Genomic DNA, 3,767 nt, shown 5'->3' with positions numbered 1-3,767 from the left:
AACCTCGTACGCCGCCAGCTCCCCCACCGCCACATCACCCTCGACGGCGACACCATCACCATCTGGCCCCGCCCCCGGGAACACCAGTGAACCACCACAACACCCCACAGCCGACGCCGCCGCGCACCCTGCCCGCGGGCCCGAGCCCTGTGCCCACGGCGCGCACGGAGCCCACGGCGCCTGCGGCTGTCTCCCGTCGGCACTCGGCCCGCACGCCCGGCATCAGGGCGGGGCGGCGGTCCTCGCGGAAGGGCGGCCGGCCACGGGTGGTGGTGGCGGGGGTCGCGGCCGTCCTCCTCCTCGGCACGGCCGGCTGCGCAGACGCGCCCCGCAAGCCGGAGCGCACACAGGCAACCGCGCCCGACGCCGCCGCGTCACAGGCACCTTCCAAGGAGCCGCTGGCACGGCTTGCCGGCCCTGACCACCTGGCCCTGACCATCACCGAGGCGGACCGCGACCCCAGCGGCTTCCTCACCCTGCGCGGCACGCTGACCAACAACGGCACCGACACCACCGTGGTCCCTGCCGAACTACGCGGCACCGAACGCCACGTCCTGCGCAACGGCCAATCCCTGGCCGGGGCCACCCTCATCGACTTCCACCACCGCAAGCGCTACTACGTCCTGCGCGACGCAGAAGGTCGACCGCTGACCACCACCGGCCTGCAATCCCTTGAACCCCACGAAAGCGCCGCGGTGTTCTGGCAGTTCCCCGCCCCGCCCGCCACCACCACCGACGTCGGTCTCCAACTCCCCCAGTTCGACACCGCCACCCTCAGGATCACCCCGTGAGGACCAACCCCCCAGCCACCCCCTCGCGACGCCCTGCCGTCCGCCTCCTGCCCGCCCTCACAGCCACCCTCATCGCCGCGGTCGCCCTGACCACCCCACACGCGGGCGCCACCACCCCGCCTCCCACCAGCGCAACCGGCCCCGCCAGCACGCCCTCTGCTATCAACGCACACGACCCCGACCTGGCCCTGACGGACGGCACCACCCTCGCCCAGCCGAAAATCCTCGACCTCACCGCGCCCCAACTCCCCCTACGCCAACGCATAGAAACAGACACCCCCGTCGCACCCCGCCCCGGCACCGGCACGACCGGGCCCTCCCCCACACCCCACCCCAGCACCAGTCGGCAGCCCAGCGCGGCACACCCGACCAGCAGCGCCTCAGCCATGGACCTCGTACCCGAGCCCACCGGCGCATCCGCATCCGCACCCGCCCCGGAGCAGACGGGCGCCTCCGCTCCGGCCCGTCCCATCCCCGCGCTGCCCCAGATCCTGGGCGCCGGCGCACTCCTCCTAGCCGCGCTCACCAGCTGGCTCGCCTGGCGGCGCAGGCACCGCAATACCCGCAGCACCACGACCACCACGCCGGCAGCCTCGCCCGCGCGGGCGCAGCCCGCAGCGGCCGCCGAGCCCGGCGGTGCGGCCCGCCTGGACCGGGCGCTGCGCACCCTGGCCCACCGGGCGACGCAGCACGGCCATCCGCAGCTGCCCGAGCTGCGCGCCGCAACGATCGGGGCCCACTCACTTGAGGTTCTGCCGGATGACCCCGCCTCAGCGCCGCTTGCGCCGTTCACCACGAAAGCGGACCGGTGGTGGCTACTACCGGCTGACGCCGACCTTCTGGACGACGACCGGGCCCGCACCGTGCCGGCCCCGTATCCGGCACTGGCCACCATCGGCACCACCGCCACAGGCGCTCTGGCCCTCGCCAACCTCGACCAGCTGCCCACCCTCCTCCTTACCGGCCACCCCACCCACCTCACCGAGGTCTGCACCGCACTCGCCCTCGAACTCGCCACCAGCCCCTGGACAGCCGACACCGACATCACCACCATCGGTTTCGGCGCAGACCTCCCCCGGCTGCTGCCAGCCCGCCGCATCACCCACGCCCGCCACCCGGCACACGCTCTACGCGATCTGACCGAGCGGCTGCTCGAGACACACCAGACACTCCCCACCGAGCGCCCGCCCCACCTGCTGCTGTGCACCACAGCCCTGGACACCGACACCGCCCGGCAGTTCGCCGACCTCATCACCACCGCGCACGACGCCCGCATCACCCTGATCGCCCCAGCCCACGGCGCCGCGGCCCACTTCCCGACCGCCGAGATCCTCAACGCCTCCCTCACCACCCCACAGCCATTCCCCTCCCTCGGCACCGACATCACCCTGCAACGCCTCACACACACCGCCTACCAGCGCATCACCACCGCCCTCACCACACCCGGCCCCGGGGCCCACGCCACCGAGGGACCCCGGCCGCAAATCCCGTACGAACTCCAGGCCGAGCCGCCCACAGCCGCTCCGGGGAAGACGCCCACAAGCCCAGCAGCCGGCACCCACCCCGAAGCGTTCCGGCACGCGGCCGCGCAGGAAAGCGCCGGGGACGACGCGTCGCCCGCGCCCCACCCAGCCAACACGCCCACCAGCCCAGCAAACGGCCCTCACCGCGACGCGTCCGCACCGGCCTGCGCGCAGAACAGCGCCGCCGAGGGCGAGGTGTTCCCGGCCCTGCGGAACGCCCTCGCCGTTCCCTCCGCCACGCGACGGCCGCCCTTCACACCGGGCCACACGGCGTCAGACCGCGCCGCGGCTGGCAGCACGGCCGCCGCCGACAGCCCGCCCAAGCACCACGCCGCACCAGCCCCGACCGCCCCTCAACCCCAAACCCGCCACACCGCCACCAGCGGGCCCGCCCCGGCACACGATCCGAACGCGCCCGAAATCCGGGTCCTGGGCCCCCTCGAAGTCGACCGCGTGCACACCGGCGGCCACGGCCCGCGCATCGCCCAACTCGCCGCCCTGCTCTACTTCCGCCCCCACCACAGCGCCGACACCCTCTGCACAGACATGGACCCCCACGCTCCCTGGTCCACCACCACCCTCAACGCCCGCCTCCAAGGCCTGCGCCGCGCCCTCGGCAACGACCCCACCGGCCACCCCTACGTCCCCCGCCGCCACACCGCAGACGACCCCTACCAGCTCTCTCCCGCCATCCGCTGCGACTGGACCACCTTCCAAAACCTCACCGACCACGCACTCGGCCAAGGCCCCGCCGGCCTACCCCACCTCGAAAAAGCCCTCACCCTGGTCCGCGGGCGCCCCTTCGGACCCCGACCACCCGCCTGGGCCCAGCCCCTCCAACAAGAAATGATCACCCGGATCATCCACGTCGCCCACACCATCGCCCACTACCGCACCCCCGCAGGCCCCCACCACAACCTCACCAAAGCCCGCCAAGCCATCGCCACCGGCCTCGACGTCGACGACACCACCGAACCCCTCTACCGCGACTGGATCCGCATCGAACACACCGCAGGCAACCGTCAGGGGCTGCACACCGCCATCACCCGCCTCCAACACGCCAACCGGGCATTGGACTGCTCACTGGAGATAGAGACCGAACAGCTCATCAACGAAGTCCTTGACTCACGTTCTGCAGGCGTGCTGATTCCAGAAGCAGGAGGAAGGCAGCACGAGCAACGTCACCATCCGCCAAGTGAGCAGGCGGCCATGCGCCGGACGCACCGGATGCCGCCTTGAAGGAGGCTTACAACACGTCACGGACGCAGCATCAGCCGGCCATCCCTTGGCCAGCACACGAGAGGCAACGCGCGGACGCGCTCATGGTCAGTGGGACAGGTTTGGATGACAGCGTCGCGAGCGGCAGGCTTGGACAGGAGAGTGAAACGTGGCCGCGGGGAAGGGCGAGATACCCCAGCTGACCCGGGTGCATCAGGTACTCATCGGCGTGGTC

At 72.2% G+C, this 3,767-nt stretch carries 2 protein-coding genes; both read left to right on the top strand.

Annotated features, from left to right (window positions below):
- The first annotated feature begins 86 nt into the window (after window positions 1–86).
- Window positions 87–791, top strand: coding sequence for a hypothetical protein (locus tag IF78_RS0142655; protein WP_234440034.1), 705 nt, complete (start codon window positions 87–89; stop codon window positions 789–791).
- Complete coding sequence (locus tag IF78_RS49320) at window positions 788–3,553, top strand: bacterial transcriptional activator domain-containing protein (RefSeq protein ID WP_209439688.1); 2,766 nt, start codon at window positions 788–790, stop codon at window positions 3,551–3,553. Before IF78_RS0142655 ends, IF78_RS49320 begins: the two co-directional genes overlap by 4 nt.
- Window positions 3,554–3,767 lie beyond the last annotated feature (214 nt).

The organism is Streptomyces bicolor, from assembly GCF_000719285.1.
Taxonomy (GTDB): domain Bacteria; phylum Actinomycetota; class Actinomycetes; order Streptomycetales; family Streptomycetaceae; genus Streptomyces; species Streptomyces bicolor.
Note: the sequence above shows the minus strand (reverse complement) of the source record. Positions and strands in the feature narration are given on the sequence as shown.